We start from the raw sequence: 15,270 nt of genomic DNA, 5'->3' as shown, positions 1-15,270 counted from the left end.
CGGGGGATCGCGTGACGCAGGAGTTCAGCTACCGCTGGGGCCATTCCGCACTCACGGCCGACTTCGATCTGGACTGCCGCACACCCCGTCTGGTCCGGCTGACCGTGCCCGGTGAACCGCGGCCCGAGAACGCCACCGAGAGCGCCGGCGCCGCGCTGCCGCTCGTCGACGTGACCCTCCTCGGGCAGGGCACCGGCTGGTCCGGGCCGCGCTTCACCGGTACGGCGCTCGGGCAGCGCCTGACCCATCGCGCCCACCATGCGGCGTACGGCGACGGCTGGCATCACCTCACCGTCCAGCTCCAGGACCGGCGGGGCGGCCTGACCGTCTTCGTCGAGTACTCCTCGCCGGACGCGGTGCCCGTGCTGCGCGCCCGCGTCCGGCTCCGCAACGACGGTGACACGCCCGTCACCGTGCGCTCCGTGAGCAGTCTGCTGCTGGGCGCGCTGCCCTCACCGGACGTACTCGACGTGCACCGGGCGCGCAACGACTGGCTCGCCGAATGCCGTTGGTACGCCGAGGAGTTGCGGGAGTCCGTGCCCGACGTCGGCCGGGCGTTCCACGGGCACGACGGGCGGGCCGGGGTGCGGCTCGCCGGGCACGGGAGCTGGCCCACCGACGGGCATCTGGCGATGGGCGCGCTCACCGACCGCACGGACGGGCGCTGCTGGCTCTGGCAGATCGAGTCCGCCGCGAGCTGGCTGTGGGAGGCGGGCGAGGTGGACCACCACACGTATCTCTCCCTGAGCGGCCCGACCGCGGACGACCACCAGTGGCGTCAAGTCCTTGATCCCGGTGTGGAGTTCACCTCCGAGTACGCGGCCCTCGCGCTCGGCGACGGCTTCGACGGGGCGTTGAGCGCGCTGACCGCGTACCGCCGCCGGATCCGCCGCCCGCACCCCGACCACGACCGGCTCCCCGTCGTCTTCAACGACTACATGAACACCCTCATGGGCGACCCGACCACCGAGAAGCTGCTGCCGCTGATCGACGCGGCGGCCGAGGCGGGCGCGGAGTACTTCTGCGTCGACGCCGGGTGGTACGACGACGAGCACGACGATGGGGATGGAGACGCGGGCGGGGATGGGGACGCGGGCGGGGGCTGGTGGGACAGTGTCGGCGCCTGGCTGCCCGCGACGCGGCGCTTCCCCGGCCCCGGCGGCCTCCAAGCCGTGCTCGGCCGGATCCGGGAGCGCGGGATGGTGCCGGGGCTGTGGCTGGAGCCCGAGGTGGTCGGCGTCCGCAGTCCGCTCGCCGCTGAGCTGCCGAACGAGGCCTTCCTGCGTCACGAGGGCGGGGTGCGCGTCACCGAACAGGGCCGCCACCAGCTGGACCTGACGCATCCGGCCGCCCGCACGCACCTCGACCGGACGGTCGACCGGATCGTCGGTGAGTGGGGCGTGGGCTATCTCAAGCTCGACTACAACATCACCACCTCCGCGCCGGGGCTCCTCGACCACACGCGCGCCTGGCTGTCCTGGCTGTCGGCCGTCCTGGACCGCCACCCGGGCCTGGTCGTCGAGAACTGCGGGTCGGGCGGCCTGCGCATGGACGGCGCGTCGCTGGCCGTGGCCCAGCTCCAGTCCACCTCCGACCAGCAGGACCCCCTGCGCTACCCGCCCATCGCGGCCTCCGCACCGACCGCGGTGCCGCCCGAGCAGGGGGCCGTGTGGGCGTACCCGCAACCGGAGTTCACGGACGAGGAGATCGCCTTCACCCTCGGCTCGGCGCTGCTGGGGCGGGTTCATCTCTCGGGCCATCTGGATCGCATGACATCACGTCAACTCGGTCTGGTGCAGGATGCATTGGTGACGTACAAGGCCGTCCGGGATGATCTGTGCCAGTCGGTGCCGTTCTGGCCGCTGGGGCTGCCGGGGTGGCAGGACGCCCGGGTGGCGCTGGGGATGCGGGTGCCCTTCCTCGACACCACGTATGTGCTGGTGTGGCGCAGGGCGGGCGACGATGCCGAAGTCACCCTGCCCATCGCCCACTTGGCGGGGCGCGAGGTGCGGGTCGACGTGCTGCACGGGGCGGTGGGGCCGGCGGCCTGGGACGGGGCGGCGCTGCGGGTGACGTTGCCGCGGGCTCCGGCGGTGCTGCTGACACGGCTCACCGCGTAGCGGTCACCTGGGCGGGGGCGCTCCTCTTGCCCACCCGCACGAGTGCGCTCCTCGATGACAGGCGCGCCGACGCCCTCGGTGACGGACGTGCCCGTGCCCTCAACGCCGGACGTGCCAGTCCCCGCCCTCGATGAACGTGCCGCCGGCCCGCAGTCGTGCGGCGACCGCGGGGGCGGCCACGTACACCCAGGCCCGTACGGCGGTGCCGTCCGCGCGGGTCACCTCCCGCGCCACCCGCTCGTACAGGTTGCGGGGGTCGCCCGGCACGTACTCCTCCAGCCGGTCGAGCGCGCCGAGCAACTGCCCGTACGCCTCCGGGAGCGCGGTGACCAACTCCCCGTGCACAACACCTCCGGGCGCCTCGACGGCGTACGGATACCCGGGCCCTTCGTACAGCACGGCTCCCCGCATCCGCCCGGGCTCCTCCGACTCCGTACGGCCACGGAGGAACAGGTCGTGGTTGTGCCCGCCGGGGCGCAGGGTGCCGTAGACGAAGAAGGGGACGGTCATTCGGCGGTCTCCTCATCCACGGCCCCCTGAACGACGGGCGTCTCCATGATCGTCTCTCATTCGTGAGGGTGCGGAAACGATTCTCTCCACACCTGGTGGAATCGCGCATGCGCTATGGACATGACATGTCGTGGACCTTTAAACCTGAGTCGACATCAGCGCCCCCACGCGTCTGAGCGCCCCTCCCCGAGGAGACCGATGAGTCGGATCCGGATACGGCAGACCCGAGATACCCGCCGGCACACCCGAAGCTCCCGCCTGGCCACGGCCGGTATGGCCGCGGCCGCCACCGCCCTGCTGGCCGCCGCCCTGACCCCCACCGCCGGCGCCGCCGACCGGCCCAGCCGAACCGCCGCGATCGACAACGCCGCCGCGGCCCTCGTCAAGGAAGCCGCCCGGCTGGGCCTGACCTCCACAGAGGGCACCCGTGTCCGTGACGTCGTCGTCGACGCGGACGGCGGCCAGCATGTGCGCTACGACCGCACCTACCGAGAACTACCGGTGCTGGGCGGCGACTTCGTGGTCCACCTCGCCCCCGACGGCTCCTACCGCGGCGCGAACCGCGCCACCACCCGCGACCTCTCCGTCCCCACCACCACACCCGCGCTCGCCGCCCCGAAGGCCGCCGACCTGGCCACCGCCGCGCTGCGCGCCGCGCACCTCGGCGAGACGCTGAAGAAGGTGACGGCCAAGCCCCAGCTCGTCGTGGACGCCCTGCACGGCGCGCCCCGGCTGGCCTGGCGCACCGACGTGGCGGGCCAGGACTCACTGGGCAACCCGGTCGCCCGCACCGTGCTGACCGACGCCCGCACCGGACGGCAGATCGACGCGTGGGACAGCATCGAGACGGCGACGGGTGACGGCCGGTCCCTCTACAGCGGCACGGTCGCGCTGGAGTCGACCCAGTCAGGATCGACGTACCAGCTCAAGGACCCGACGCGCGGGAACACGTACACGGGCGACGCGGCGAACAAGACGGACCTGTGCATCCTCGGGATCTGCGTCAGCCGGGCCCCGGCGACCCTCTTCACGGACACCGACAACCACTGGGGAACCGGGGCGGCTTCGGACCGTTCCTCGGCCGCGGTCGACGCCCAGTACGGCACGAACGAGACCTGGGACTACTACAGATACGTCCACGGCCGCACCGGCATCGCGGGCGACGGCAAGGGCTCGTACAACCGCGTGCACTACGGCAGCAACTACAACAACGCCTTCTGGGACGACACCTGCTTCTGCATGACGTACGGAGACGGTGACGGGACGACGCTAGGGCCGCTGGTCGCGCTCGACGTGGCCGGTCACGAGATGTCCCACGGTGTCACGTCGAAGACGGCGGCGCTGACGTACTCGGGCGAGTCCGGCGGGCTGAACGAGGCGACCTCCGACATCTTCGGCACGCTGGTGGAGTTCTACGCGAACAACTCCACCGACGCCGGGGACTATCTGATCGGCGAGAAGATCGTCCGCTCCGGCTTCGGCAAGCCAGCCCTGCGCTTCATGGACCAGCCCTCCAAGGACGGCAACTCGGCGAACTGCTGGAGCTCCTCGGTCGGCAATCTCGACGTCCACTACTCGTCCGGCGTCGCGAACCACTTCGCGTACCTGCTCGCCGAGGGCAGCGGCGCGAAGACGATCAACGGGGTCAGCTACAACTCCCCGACGTGCAACAACTCGACGGTCACCGGCATCGGCCGGGACAAGCTCGGCGCGATCTGGTACCGGGCCCTGACGGTCTACATGACGTCCTCGACGAACTACGCGGGCGCGCGGACGGCGACGCTGAACGCGGCGAAGGACCTGTACGGGGCGGGGAGCACGGAGTACAACGCGGTGGCGGCGGCCTGGTCCGCGGTGTCCGTGAGCTGAACCGACGGTGGTAGGGGGTCGGCCCCGGCCTGTTGTCCCGCATCGGGTCCCGCATCGGGTCCCGGGTCGGCCCCACCGCCCCCCGCCCCATACGTCAGGCGCCCGGCCGGGCCTCGACCGGCCGGCGCGCCTGCGGCACACGCTCGCGCCGGGGCAGCAGGAGCGGGGTGGCCAGGAGGAGCAGCCCGGCGAGCGCGATCGCGGCGCGGAGGCCGACGAGAGTGCCCAGCAGGCCCCACAGCGCGGTCATCGCCGCGGTGGCGAGCTTGCTGGTCACCGACCAGGCGGACAGGGTACGCGCGACCCGGTCCGCCTCGGTCCGTTCGAGGCGACAGGTGGCGATCACCGGGTTGAACACCGCACAGCAGGTGATCAGACCGAACTCGACGGCCATGACGAGCAAAAGTCCGGGGGCGCCGGGGCGGACGAAGGCCGGCCCGAGCGACCAGCACGCGCGCAGCGTCCCGGCGGTGCGCAGGACCCAGTGCTGCCCGAACCGTGCGACGAGGCGGCGGGCGAGCCGTGAGCCGATCAGACCGCCGGCGCACGGCACCGCGAAGGCGAGGGCGTACTGCCAGGGCGCGAACCCGAACCGGCCGAGCATGAGGACGGCGAGCAGCGGCGGGGTCGGCATGATCAGGCCGTTGACCAGGAGCGCGTTGTGGAACAGCGGGCGCAGCACCGGGTCGGCCAGGATGAAGCGCCAGCCCTCCAGCACCTGGCCTCCGCCCGGCGACCCGGCCACGACGACGCCGGAACCTGGACGCCCGGCTGGGCGCGGTGACCGCCTGACGCCCAGCTCGGCGCGGTGATCGACGGCCGGCCGCTCACTCCCCGTACGGCCGCCGCTCCCCGGCCTCCCGCAACGCCCGCCCCCGTCACCCGTTCGCACCCCCTCCCCCCGCTCTTCGGGCTCTTTACCACGAGACACCAGCGGTACGCCGATGACCTGCTGGAACGCCGTCGATACGACCCCTCCGGCACCCTCGCCCGACGCCCTTTCCCCACATTTATGACGCTCCGTCAGGAAGCGGACCCGGCCGACTGCCACTTACCTCGGAAAGGCAGGGGCACGACCGACACAGCGGCACTTGGGGGTGCCGCCGGCCGCGCCCCCTCGGAGGAGCACTGCCATGCGACGCACAGCCCGTCTGCTGACCGGTACCGCGCTCGCCGTCGCCGCGGCGAGCCTCGCCACCGCGCCCGCGTACGGCGGGTCCACCGAGAGCCTGGAGGTATTCCCCTCCACCGTCGTCCCGGGGGCCGACGTCACCGTCAACACGGCGGCGTGCGGCACGGACGGCACCGCGACGGGTGACGCCAGCGCGGTCGGCGCGGGCATCTTCATACTCGCCGCCAGCACCCACGAACAGGACGCGATCGGCCAGTTCAAGGTGCCACCGAGCGCCCAGCCGGGGACGTACGAGATCGTCGCGAAGTGCTCCCGCGGCCGACAGGTCACCGGCGACCTGATCGTGAACCTGACCGCCACACGCGAACAGATCCATCTGCCGCGTGGGCATGTGAACACGGGGGTCGGCGGCGCACTCGGCTCCGACCCCGTACAGACCGCGGCGGGAGTGGCGGCCCTGGCCGTCGCCGCCGCGGGCGGTACCTGGCTCCTGCATCGCCGGGCGAGAGGCGACGGGATCTGACGGACACCCTCCGCTGTCCGTCTGCCGGTACCGCCGTCCCCTCCCCCTCCGTGGCCCGACGCCCCTCGCGGCCCGGAGGGAGAAGGGGACCCACGACCACCACCACGGTTGCGACCACGGCGACCGTCACGACCACAACCGAACAAACCCTGACCCCGAGAGGAGGCTCACATGCGCCGGGTCAGCAACACCGCGATAGCTTCCGTCACCGTGGTCGCCCTCTGCTCAGGCATCTGGCTGCTGCACAACGGCACCCAGGTCCACCCGCCACCCCAGCCCTCCGCCGCTCAGGCGGGCACCGACGACGCCCGCCGGCAGGGCGCCCCCGCGCTCCGCCACTCCCCGCCCGAGCGCATCCGCATACCCGCCATCGGAGTGAACGCCCCTCTGATGGGCCTGGGCCTCACCCCGCAGGGCAGCCTGGACGTCCCGCCCGCCGAGCAGAAGAACCTCGCGGGCTGGTACCAGGCCGGCATCACCCCCGGCGAACGGGGCACCGCGATCGTCGCGGGCCACGTCGACAACGCCAAGGGCCCCGCCGTCTTCTACAACCTCGGCGCCCTCAAGAAGGGCAGCGCCATCGAGGTGTCACGCCGCGACGGCGGCACCGCGCTGTTCACCGTCGACGCCGTCGAGGTGTACGCCGCCCGCGACTTCCCGGACGAGAAGGTGTACGGCGCCGCGTCCCGCCCCGAACTGCGCGTCATCACCTGCGGCGGCGACTACTCGAAGGCCACCGGCTACCAGGGGAACGTGGTCGTCTTCGCCCATCTCACCGGCAGCCGCTGACCGGCGCGGCTCGGCGCCTACGCGATCCACTGCTGGTACGCCAGATTCGCCACCAGCGCGAAGACCACCGTCAGCAGCACCACCCGGACGAACCCGCTGCCCTTCTTGAGCGCGGTGTGCGCCCCCACAGTGCCGCCCACCAGGTTGAACACGGCCATCAGCGCGGCCAGTTGCCAGTACACCGTGCCCTTCCAGGCGAAGGTCGCGAGGGCGCCCGCGTTGGTGCAGCAGTTGACGATCTTCGCTGTGGCGGAGGCGGTCACCAGGTCGAAGTGGAGCAGCGCGGTCAGCGCCAGCACCAGGAACGTACCTGTGCCGGGGCCGATGAGCCCGTCGTAGAAGCCGATCCCGAGCCCCGCGAGCCCGATCGCGGCCAGCACGCGCCGCGGGGAGACCGGCTCGGTCGAGGGCGCCGTACCGAAGGCGGGCCGCAGCATGACGAAGGTCCCGACGCCGAGCAGCACCACCATGACCACCGGCTTCAGCACGTCCGTGCTCATCCCGGCGGCCACGAAGGCGCCCGCCGTGGAGCCGGTCAGCGCCGCGAGCCCGATCCGTACGGCCAGCCGCACATCCACCGGCGCCTTGCGCGCGTACGTCACCGCCGCACCCGTCGTCCCGACGATCGCGACCGCCTTGTTCGTCCCGAGCGCGTACGCCGCCGGTGTGCCGCCCGGCAGCCCGAGCAGCATCGCGGGGAGCAGCAGGAGCCCGCCACCGCCCACCACGGCGTCGATCCAGCCCGCCGCGAGGGAGGCGAGGCAGAGCACAACGACGGTGGTCAGCGATATGTCGGGCATGATCGCGACCCTATGTGACGGGGTAGATGTGCCGTCCATGGATGGTGTGAAGCCTGAGCGTCTTCTGAGGTTCGGCGTCTTCCGCGGTTCGGCCCAGGGCCCGGGGTCCCGGGGTTCGGATCACCCCACCAAACCCTCACAACCGGGCGCCGCTCCCGCTGAGGGCAGCGTTCCCCCCGAGAAACAGCCGTGATGCGACCGGGTAACACCGGCGTCGCAGGCTGCGGTGCATGACCTCGAACGCGCCCGCTCCCTGACCCGGCTCGCCCTCGCCCTCGGCCCGGGAGGGAACCGCACCGCTCCCCCGCGGACAGCGCCCCGCTGCTCCACCTGCTCACCAACGACGGAGGCTCCTAAATGTCCACGGACACGACGATGACGGCGGCGGCGAACGCCACCGACGGCAGCGCGCACACCATCGTGCTCGTCGGCCATGGCATGGTCGGCCAGCGCTTCCTCGAAGCGCTGGCCGAGCGCGGCCTGACCGCCACGCACCGGGTGGTCGTGCTGTGCGAGGAGCCGCGCCCGGCGTACGACCGCGTCCAGCTCACCTCGTACTTCTCGGGCCGCACTCCGGAGGAGCTCTCCCTCACCGACGCCGCGTTCATCGCCGAGCACGGCATCGAACTGCGCCTCGGCGACCCGGCCGAGACGATCGACCGGGACGCCAGGCAGGTCACGGCTCGCTCAGGTCTGGTCATCACGTACGACACCCTGGTCCTGGCCACCGGCTCGTACCCCTTCGTGCCGCCGGTTCCCGGCAAGGACGCCGAGGGCTGCTTCGTCTACCGCACGATCGAGGACCTGCTCGCCATCGAGGAGTACGCGAAGGCGCGGGCGACGACCGGTGCGGTGGTCGGCGGCGGCCTGCTCGGGCTCGAGGCGGCGGGCGCGCTGAAGGGGCTCGGACTGGCCACGCACATCGTGGAGTTCGCGCCGCGTCTGATGCCGGTCCAGGTCGACGAGGGCGGTGGCGCGGCACTCCTGCGCACCATCCAGGACATGGGCCTGAGCGTGCACACCGGCACGGGCACCCAGGAGATCGTCACGGGCGACGACGGCGCCGTGACCGGGATGAAGCTCTCCGACGGCTCCGAACTCCTCACGGACCTGGTGGTGTTCTCGGCCGGCGTCCGCCCGCGCGACCAGCTCGCCCGCGACACCGGGCTCACGGTCGGCGAGCGCGGCGGCATCACGGTCGACGACCAGTGCCGCACCTCGGACCCGCGCGTGTTCGCGATCGGCGAGTGCGCCCTCGCCTCGGACGGCCGGGTGTACGGCCTGGTCGCGCCCGGCTACGAGATGGCCGAGACGGCCGCCGCGACGATCGCCGCGGACGAGGCCAGCTTCACGGGCGCCGACCTGTCCACGAAGCTGAAGTTGCTCGGCGTCGACGTCGCCTCCTTCGGCGACGCGCACGGCACCGGCGCCGACTGCCTCGACGTCGTCTACTCCGACTCGCGCTCGGGCACGTACAAGAAGCTGGTCATCGGCCGCGACGGCGAACTGCTCGGCGGCATCCTGGTCGGCGACGCGGAGGCGTACGGCACCCTGCGGGCCTTCACCGGCTCCGTGCCTCCGATCGCCCCCGAGCAGCTGGTGCTCCCGGCGGGCGCGGGCGCCCCGGTCGCCCTCGGCCCCTCCGCGCTCCCCGACTCCGCGGTCATCTGCTCATGCCACAACGTCACCAAGGGCACCATCCGCGGCGCGGTCACCGAGCACTCCTGCGCCACCGTGCCCGAGGTCAAGAAGTGCACCAAGGCAGGCACAGGCTGCGGGAGTTGCGTCAAGGTCCTCGGCCAGCTCGTCAACGAGGAACTGGAGGCGAGCGGCGTAGAGGTCGACCACGGCCTGTGCGGCTGCTTCTCCCAGACCCGCGAGGAGCTGTACGAGATCGCCCTCGCGCTGCGCATCCCCTCGTACCGCGTCCTGCTGGACCGCTACGGCCGTGAGGGCGCCCGGGGCGGCGAGGGCTGCGAGACCTGCAAGCCGACCGTAGCCTCGATCATCGCCTCCCTCGCCCCGGCCATCGGCGCCAGCGGCTATGTCCTGGACGGCGAGCAGGCCGCCCTCCAGGACACCAACGACCATTTCCTCGCCAACCTCCAGAAGAACGGCTCGTACTCGATCGTGCCGCGCATCCCCGGCGGCGAGATCACCCCCGAGAAGCTGATCGTGATCGGCGAGGTGGCCCGGGACTTCGGCCTCTACACGAAGATCACGGGCGGCCAGCGCATCGACCTCTTCGGCGCACGCGTGGAACAACTCCCTCTCATCTGGGCGAGGTTGGTGGACGCGGGATTCGAGTCCGGGCACGCGTACGGAAAGGCCCTGCGGACCGTCAAATCCTGTGTCGGCCAGACCTGGTGCCGCTACGGCGTCCAGGACTCCGTCCGCATGGCGATCGACCTGGAGCTGCGCTACCGGGGTCTGCGCTCCCCGCACAAGCTCAAGTCGGCGGTCTCCGGGTGCGCCCGCGAGTGCGCCGAGGCCCAGTCCAAGGACTTCGGCGTGATCGCCACCGCGAGCGGCTGGAACCTGTACGTCGGCGGCAACGGCGGCGCCACCCCGCGCCACGCGGACCTGCTCGCACAGGACCTCTCCGACGCCGAACTCGTCCGCCTGATCGACCGGTTCCTGATGTTCTACATCCGCACGGCGGACCGCCTGGAGCGCACATCGACCTGGCTGGAGCGGATTCCCGGCGGCCTGGACCACGTACGCGACGTGGTCGTGGAGGACTCGCTCGGTATCTGCGAGGAACTGGAGTCACTGATGACCGCGCATGTCGCCGCCTACCGCGACGAGTGGGCCGAGACCATCAACGACCCCGAGAAGCTGTCCCGGTTCGTGTCGTTCGTCAACGCCCCGGACACCCCCGACCCGGTCGTCGGCTTCGTCCCCGAGCGCGACCAGATCAAGCCGGACCTGCCGCTGCTGAGCATCGGCCGCCGCCCCCTGGAAGCCCTGGACACCATGGAAGCCCTGGAAGGAAGTGCCCAGCGATGACCCTGGCACCCGAGACGATCGCCCTCAAGGTCCAACTCCGGCTGGGCGACACCTGGTTGGCCCTCTGTGACCTGTCCGCACTGACACCGGGCCGCGGAGTCGCCGCCCTGCTCCCGGACGGCGGCCAGGCGGCCGTCTTCCTCGACCGCGTGGGCCGGATGTACGCCATCGACAACCGCGACCCGTTCAGCGGCGCGGCGGTCCTCTCCCGCGGCCTGATCGGCTCCCACCAGGGCCGCCCGTTCGTGGCCTCGCCCCTGCTGAAGCAGCGGTTCGACCTGGAGTCGGGCCGATGCCTGGACGACGAGACGGTACGGGTGACGACGTACGAGGTCCGGACTTCCTGACGCCCGGGGTGACCGGAACCTCCTCGCGCCCACCGGTCAATAGAACCGACCGGTCAAGAAGGGGAGTTCCCGCGGGGCGGGGCAGGGGAAGCCGGATCGCCGCCGGGCGGTCCGGCGTCCGTCCGGGGAGCGGCGAGGGCGACCTCCAGGAGGTGGAGGATCTCCGAGTTGAGGGACCGCCGGTCCGCGGTGGCGCGGGCGGTCACCCGTTCGTGTAGGTCTGCCGGGATCCGGAGTGAGAAACGAATCATGACGCTACGGTGGCATCATGACGACGCTAAGTGAAGCCGACGGGGCCGGGCGCGCCCGGTACACGTACCGGCTTCGCGCGTCGTCGAGCGCCCGTACGGCGCTGGAGGCGGAGTGGGCACGGTGCCGGTGGATCTGGAACGAGTGCGTCGCCAAGTCCAAGGCAGTCCACCTGCACAACAAGGCCACGGGACAGAAGCGGACCTGTGGCCCGGCGCAGCTCGACAGGATGCTGACCCAGGCGCGGGAGCGTACGCCGTGGCTGCGGGAGGGCTCGTCGGTTCCGCAGCAGCAGATCATCCGGGACTTCGGCAAGGCGCGTGCGAAGGCGCAGAAGGACATCAAGGACCGGCTGCCGCAGCGGCAGAGGGCCGGTATGCCGGGGTGGAAGAAGAAGCGTGAGGCGGAGCCGACGCTGAACTACACCCGGCGCGGGTTCCGGCTGAAAGACGGTCGCCTGCATTTGGCGGGTGGGATCGTGCGATCAGCCGCGAGGTGGGGCGTCACGGCGGGCGTGAGAAGTACCGGGCCGCTCGCGCGGACGAGAGGGCCTGGGGCAATGCCCGGCGCCCGAAGTCCTGTCTGCTGCAACAGAGTCCGGCCCTGCGGGACACGGTCGCGGGCAAGCTGAAGGAGGACTGGTCGCCGCGTCAGATCGCAGGCTGGCTCGCCCGCACGTTCGCGCCCAAGGACGGTATGTACGTGTCTCACGAGACGATCTACAAGAGCCTGTTCATCCAGGCTCGAGGCGTACTGAAGAAGGAGCTCGTCTCCCATCTGCGCCGCCGACGCACGATGCGCCGCTCGAAGAACGCCTCCACCGCAGGTCAGCAGCGCGGCTGCATCCGTGACGCGGTCTCCATCCGCGAGCGTCCGGCCGAGGCCGAGGACCGGGCTGTTCCCGGCCACTGGGAAGGCGACCGTGCGACACGAAGTTGCACGAATTTGAGTGGACTGACCGATTGGAGAGGCAGTTGATGAAGCTGTAGGTGCAGTCACGGGTCCGTGTCCGTATGACCCGTCCCCACCCTTGACGTGCGATGCCGGTAACGGCGTGGTGCGAAGCTCAGGGGAAAGCCCAAGGACTTCCGTTCCATCCGGGAGTTACCGGCAAGGGGAAGACCGGACGGGTGAAGTACATGAACTCCCGATGATGCCTCGTGATCCCAAGCCCTGCCGATGGAATGTGTGAGTGGGGTGTATGGCTAGCCGTTGAGAAGCGGCAGGCGCTGGCCGGTAGAGGTCACTCCGGCCAGGTAGACACCGTCGCCTCGGGGTAAAGGGAGCACCCACCCCGGTCGTATCTCATTCGTGTGGAACGTGGAAACCCCGTTGGGGTCCGGGCCTTTTTTTGGCTTGGTCAGCCGACCGTAAGGAAGGCTCAACTCCCCAGCGGGAACAGGACGGCCCAAGAAGCCAATGCCGGAAGCCGAAAGGAATCGGGAACCCGGGGCGGACGATCGGACTCTCCGCCGGTCGCCCCGCACAACCGTCCGGATACGGGTGAACTGCCCGGACCCGAAAGGGTGCTGACGTGGGCCGGGTGAGCCTGTGGAGAATCACTGAACGACGACGACGGAACCGAGGGGCAAGTTGGACACAATGCAGATAGCGGACGAACCGGCCTCGGCCCTTCCGACTGCTTCTGTGCCGGTGAACGGACCCGAGGGCGAAGACTTGGACTGGGCGTCGATTGACTGGCGGCGGGTCGAGGAGGACGTACGGCGTCTGCGGCAGAGAATCTTCACGGCATCGCAGGCAGGGGACCTGAAGAAGGTCCGCAATTTGCAGAAGCTGATGCTCCGGTCCCGCTCGAACACGCTCCTGAGCGTGCGACGGGTCACGGAGATCAATGCTGGACGCGCGACGGCGGGAGTCGACGGAAAAGTCGTGTTGCTTTCCCAGTCCAAGGCCGCATTGGTCAAATGGGTCCAGCATCGCGCCCGACCGTGGATTCCCAAGCCCGTCAAGCGGGTGTTTATCCCCAAACCGGGGACCATGAAGAAGCGCGGACTCGGAATTCCCGTGATTGTTGACCGGTGTCTGCAAACTGTGGCATTGGGAGCATTGGAGCCCGAGTGGGAAGCGCGGTTCGAGCCGAAGTCGTACGGCTTTCGGCCCGGCCGCGGCTGTCACGACGCGATCGGGGCCATCTACTCCACGCTCAACGGGAAGAACCCGCAGCGTGCGTGGGTACTCGACGCAGACCTGACGGCGGCGTTCGACCGCATCGACCATGATCGGCTCATGGCCGCTCTCGGCACCTTCCCCGCCCGGGGACTGGTCCGTCAGTGGCTGAAGGCCGGGGTTGTGAATCGCGGTCGGTTCGCCCCGACCGAGGAGGGAACTCCGCAGGGTGGGGTGATCAGCCCGTTGCTCTTCAACGTGGCCCTGCACGGGATGGAGGAAGCCGCAGGGGTCCGCTATTACACCACCGGCAGAGATGTCGGGAGTGCACAGAGCGGCAGCCCCGTGCTGGTGCGGTACGCAGATGATTTTGTCGCGATGTGCACCAGTCGTGAACAGGCCGAACAGGTCAAGGAACGGCTGGCTGCATGGCTGACGCCCAGGGGACTCGCCTTCCACGAGGACAAGACACGAATCGTCCACGCGGAGAGCGGGTTCGACTTCCTGGGGTTCAACGTCCGCCGCTATCACGGCAAACTGCTGATCAAGCCGAGCAGAGCGGCTCAGAGACGGATCCGGGAACGGCTCAGCACCGAAATGGTGGCCCTGCGAGGGGCCAACGCCGGTGCGGTACTCAAGAAGATCAACCCGATCGTGCGGGGTTGGTCAGCCTATTACCGGACGGTGGTGTCCAGCGAGATCTTCACGGCGCTGGACAATCACATGTGGAAGCTCGCCTACAAGTGGGCCAAACACAGCCATCCGAACAAGCCGAAGCACTGGATATCCGACAAGTACTTCGGCCGGTTCAACAAGTCCAGGAACGACCGGTGGGTGTTCGGTGACCGCGACAGCGGCGCCTACCTGCTCAAGTTCTCCTGGACGAAGATAGTCCGGCACCAGTTAGTCAAGGGGAAGGCGTCCCCGGACGACCCTGCTCTGGAATCCTATTGGGCTCAGCGTCGCCGCAAAGGAACCCCTTTACCAGTCGATGCTATGACCGTGCGTCTACTACAGGCACAGCACGGCCGTTGCTCGATCTGCGGAGGGCTCCTGCTGCACGCCGACCACCCGCCGCAAAGCCCAGGAGAATGGGAAGCGTGGCGGGTTGTCATCCGGAAGGCGATCTCCAAGCAATACATCGCCTTCCGGAACTGGAGCACGCCGGACGGTCAACGACTCCGTCTCCTCCACACCCATTGTCAACGGCGGAATGGAGCCGCTGCGATGACGAGACCAGCACTTTTGCCTGCCAGCGAGCCTCCGGGACTTGCTTGAGCCGTGTGCGGTGAATAGCTGCTTGCACGGTTCTGAGGGGGCGGGGACGCAGTAATGCGTCCCCGCTACCCGACTGATCACCGGTGCGAAGAACAGTCATATCGCGACACTGGTCGAACGGCACTCCCGCTACGTCATGCTCGTCCGGGTCGCAGGCAAGGACACCACCAGTGTGATCTCCGCACTGAGTCATCAAGTCCGTTATCTGCCCGATGGGTTGATGACTTCACTGACCTGGCACCGGGGTACTGAGCTGGCCGACCACAAGCGGTTCACGATGGCCACCGACGTCAAGGTCTACTGCGCCGATCCGAAAAGCCCCTGGCAGCGGGGATCGAATGAGAACACCAATAGACTCCTCCGCCAGTACTTTCCCAAGGGAACCGACCTGTCCGGATACTCCCAGGCCGAGTTGGATGCCGTCGCCCTCAAGCTGAACACCCGCCCCCGGCAGACCCTCGGGTTCGAAACTCCCGCTGATAGGCTCGCGGCAGGTGTTGCATCAACCGGTTGACTC

11 protein-coding genes and 3 pseudogenes are annotated in these 15,270 nt (G+C 69.8%); 10 read left to right on the top strand and 4 right to left on the bottom strand.

Features of this window, described 5'->3' with window-relative positions; all coding sequences use genetic code 11:
- Window positions 1-11 precede the first annotated feature (11 nt).
- Window positions 12-2,120 carry a glycoside hydrolase family 36 protein gene (locus OG819_RS21335; protein ID WP_266650849.1) on the top strand — a complete coding sequence of 703 codons (2,109 nt, stop codon included), beginning with the start codon at window positions 12-14 and terminating at the stop codon, window positions 2,118-2,120.
- A gap of 99 nt (window positions 2,121-2,219) precedes the next feature.
- On the opposite strand, the gene OG819_RS21330 is transcribed toward OG819_RS21335, so the two are convergent.
- The gene (locus OG819_RS21330; protein WP_266650848.1) at window positions 2,220-2,630 is read right to left on the bottom strand and encodes a gamma-glutamylcyclotransferase family protein; all 411 of its coding nucleotides are present in this window, start codon (window positions 2,628-2,630) and stop codon (window positions 2,220-2,222) included.
- 198 nt (window positions 2,631-2,828) lie between these two features.
- Between OG819_RS21330 and OG819_RS21325 the strand changes: the two genes are divergently transcribed.
- Entirely contained in the window at window positions 2,829-4,499 is a 1,671-nt protein-coding gene (locus OG819_RS21325) for a M4 family metallopeptidase (RefSeq protein WP_266624600.1), read from the top strand.
- A 94-nt stretch (window positions 4,500-4,593) separates the two neighbouring features.
- On the opposite strand, the pseudogene OG819_RS21320 reads toward OG819_RS21325, so the two are convergent.
- A pseudogene (locus tag OG819_RS21320) lies at window positions 4,594-5,223 on the bottom strand (MFS transporter); the annotation flags it as partial.
- A 409-nt stretch (window positions 5,224-5,632) separates the two neighbouring features.
- Here OG819_RS21320 and OG819_RS21315 point away from each other — a divergent pair.
- Both OG819_RS21315 and OG819_RS21310 read left to right on the top strand, forming a co-directional pair.
- Entirely contained in the window at window positions 5,633-6,154 is a 522-nt protein-coding gene (locus OG819_RS21315) for a hypothetical protein (RefSeq protein ID WP_266624601.1), read from the top strand.
- Window positions 6,155-6,325: 171 nt separating this feature from the next.
- Window positions 6,326-6,943, top strand: a complete 618-nt coding sequence (locus tag OG819_RS21310; protein ID WP_266624602.1) for a class F sortase — start codon at window positions 6,326-6,328, stop codon at window positions 6,941-6,943.
- A 17-nt stretch (window positions 6,944-6,960) separates the two neighbouring features.
- Here the strand turns inward: OG819_RS21310 and OG819_RS21305 are convergent, their stop codons facing one another.
- Window positions 6,961-7,743, bottom strand: a complete 783-nt coding sequence (locus OG819_RS21305; RefSeq protein ID WP_266414116.1) for a TSUP family transporter — start codon at window positions 7,741-7,743, stop codon at window positions 6,961-6,963.
- Between the two features lie 357 nt (window positions 7,744-8,100).
- Between OG819_RS21305 and nirB the strand changes: the two genes are divergently transcribed.
- Entirely contained in the window at window positions 8,101-10,752 is a 2,652-nt protein-coding gene (gene nirB / locus OG819_RS21300; protein WP_266624603.1) for a nitrite reductase large subunit NirB, read from the top strand.
- The gene (gene nirD, locus OG819_RS21295) at window positions 10,749-11,099 is read left to right on the top strand and encodes a nitrite reductase small subunit NirD (protein ID WP_266414114.1); all 351 of its coding nucleotides are present in this window, start codon (window positions 10,749-10,751) and stop codon (window positions 11,097-11,099) included. Before nirB ends, nirD begins: the two co-directional genes overlap by 4 nt.
- A 53-nt stretch (window positions 11,100-11,152) precedes the next feature.
- Here nirD and OG819_RS58605 read toward each other — a convergent pair whose 3' ends face one another.
- Entirely contained in the window at window positions 11,153-11,350 is a 198-nt protein-coding gene (locus OG819_RS58605) for an Arc family DNA-binding protein (RefSeq protein ID WP_323138124.1), read from the bottom strand.
- Between the two features lie 17 nt (window positions 11,351-11,367).
- Between OG819_RS58605 and OG819_RS21285 the strand changes: the two are divergent.
- The 4 genes and pseudogenes from OG819_RS21285 to OG819_RS21270 form a co-directional block, all read left to right on the top strand.
- Window positions 11,368-11,829 (top strand): annotated as a pseudogene (locus tag OG819_RS21285) (RNA-guided endonuclease TnpB family protein); the annotation flags it as partial.
- Between the two features lie 14 nt (window positions 11,830-11,843).
- Window positions 11,844-12,326, top strand: coding sequence for an IS30 family transposase (locus tag OG819_RS21280; RefSeq protein ID WP_266650847.1), 483 nt, complete (start codon window positions 11,844-11,846; stop codon window positions 12,324-12,326).
- A gap of 624 nt (window positions 12,327-12,950) precedes the next feature.
- Complete coding sequence (gene ltrA / locus OG819_RS21275; protein ID WP_266647716.1) at window positions 12,951-14,753, top strand: group II intron reverse transcriptase/maturase; 1,803 nt, start codon at window positions 12,951-12,953, stop codon at window positions 14,751-14,753.
- Window positions 14,754-14,826: 73 nt separating this feature from the next.
- Window positions 14,827-15,267 (top strand): annotated as a pseudogene (locus OG819_RS21270) (IS30 family transposase); the annotation flags it as partial.
- Between the last annotated feature and the right edge of the window lie 3 nt (window positions 15,268-15,270).

The sequence above is a fragment of the Streptomyces sp. NBC_01549 genome (assembly GCF_026339955.1).
In the GTDB taxonomy this organism is placed as follows: Bacteria; Actinomycetota; Actinomycetes; order Streptomycetales; family Streptomycetaceae; genus Streptomyces.
Note: the sequence above shows the minus strand (reverse complement) of the source record. Positions and strands in the feature narration are given on the sequence as shown.